The 1,939-nt window shown below is 65.5% G+C and carries 1 protein-coding gene and 1 pseudogene; both read right to left on the bottom strand.

The window, feature by feature from the left end; all coding sequences use genetic code 11:
* Positions 1 to 1,280 (bottom strand): two-component regulator propeller domain-containing protein (locus K0F86_RS27370; RefSeq protein WP_306823180.1); only part of this gene is annotated, 1,280 nt, incomplete at its 3' end.
* An 87-nt stretch (positions 1,281 to 1,367) separates the two neighbouring features.
* Positions 1,368 to 1,939: pseudogene (locus K0F86_RS27365) on the bottom strand (patatin-like phospholipase family protein); the annotation flags it as partial.

Here is a 1,939-nt window from a genome sequence, read left to right as displayed (position 1 = left end):
GTCGAGCCGCCCACCCACAGCACGCCGTCCGGCGCCTTGTACAGGGTGGTGACCTGCTCGTCGCGCGACATGCCGGGCGAGCTGCGCAGGTCGAACAGGCGCGAGCTGCCGTCGCGCGTATCGTACAGTTTCAGGCCGCCCTTGGTGGCCAGCCACAGCTTGCCATTGCCCGCGTCGGCCACGGCGCGCACTTTCTTGTCCGCCAGCGCGCCCACATCGCCGGGCGCGCGCGCCATGCGAGAAAAGCCGCCGCTGCCCAGGTCGACCCGGCTCACGCCGTTGTACCAGGAGCCGACCCAGAAGGTGCCCGCGCGGTCGCGGTACAGCGACGACAGCTGGTTGTCGGCGACGCTGAATTTGTCGCCCGTCTGGTGCCGGTACTGCAGGAAGGTGTCGCTCTCGGGCAGCCAGCGGAACAGGCCATCGGCATTGCTGCCCAGCCAGACGGTGGCGTCGATATCCTGGTACAGGCTGGCCACGCGGATGGCGGAAAAGCCCTGTTTTTCATTCAGGCGCAGGCGTGACTGCGGCGCCTGACCGGCGCCTCCCAGGCGCCAGCGCTCGGCGCCGGCCATGGTGCCGATCCACAGATTCTGCTGGCGGTCCACCAGCAGCGACTGGATCACGTTATATTTTGAACCGGGCTCCGTGTCGACGGCGAAATGCTCGAAGCGGTCGCTGCCCGGCGCCAGCATGTCCAGGCCCGTGACGGTGCCTATCCACAGACGCTGTTGCGCGTCCAGCACCAGCGCCTTGATTTCATTGTCGCCCAGGCTGTGCGGGTTGCCTTCTTCATGGTGCCAGGTGCGGAAAGCGCCCGTGGCGGGGTCGAAATGCTGCAAGCCGTCCGAGGTGGCGATCCAGAAGCCGCGCGCGCCATCGTCAAGAATGGCGTGGATATGCCGGTTGCCGTTGCCGCGCTTGCTCTTTTCGGCCGGGACGTAGTGAATGAAGGTCTGGCTGGCGGCGTCGAACCGGTCCAGGCCGTTGTCGGTGCCCACCCACAGCTGGCCCTGGCTATCGACGTGCAGTTCGCCGACCCAGTTGTCGGCCAGGCTGGTCTTGTCGCCCTCGATATTCTTGTAGACGACCATGCGATAGCCGTCGTAGCGGCTCAGGCCAGACTGGCTGCCGAACCACATATAGCCCTGGCGGTCCTGGGCGATGGCCAGTACCGATTCCTGCGCCAGGCCCTGGTCGACGCTGAGCTGATCGAAACGCAGGGTGGGCGCAGGCGCCGCCGAGGCCGGGCCGCCCGGCAGCAGCAAAGACAACAGCAATACCACTTCGCAAACACGTCGAAATACCAGCACGATCGTCCTGTCAAAAAAAACGCGAAAACTCCCGCAACTGTTCCGGGGGCCGTCTCAAGAACCAAAAAACGCCAGTACATCGTCCTTGCGGGCCTGCGTATCGCGCTGTCCAAGACGGATCAGTTCGTTAGTATACGTCGATTCGAACAATAAATACGATGCCAGCGCCGCGCCGCGCGCTTCAGCCGCGCCGATGCCCGACAACATGGTGCGGATGGGACGCGGCAAACTGCCGATATGCCGGCTGGCGATGGCGTCGAGCCGCTCGGACGGCGCGATGACCAGCAATTCCACCGGCCGCAAGGCCGTCTTGCCCAGCAACTCGGGCGGCAGCATCGACAAAGTCAGGTTGATGCGGTTCAGGCGTTCGATGTCGACGGCCAGGCCGTCGAGGAAGATCGACGACAGCGCGTGGCCGGCGATCTGCGCCAGGCTCGGGTAGCGCGCCGCTTCGGACGCGGCCGGTGCCGGTTCCGTCATGCGTCCCGCGCCCACCACCAGCACCTTGTTCGCCCCCAGGTGGATGGCCGGGGAAATGGGCGCCAGCTGGCGCATGGAACCGTCGCCGCAGTATTCGCGCTGGCCACCGATATACAGGGGCACGGCGGGAAAGATAAAAGGGATGG

It is taken from the genome of Janthinobacterium sp. UMAB-60 (genome assembly GCF_900095235.1).
Lineage (GTDB): Bacteria > Pseudomonadota > Gammaproteobacteria > Burkholderiales > Burkholderiaceae_D > Janthinobacterium.
The sequence above is the reverse complement of the archived record's forward strand: the minus strand, read 5'-3'. Positions and strand labels throughout refer to the sequence as shown.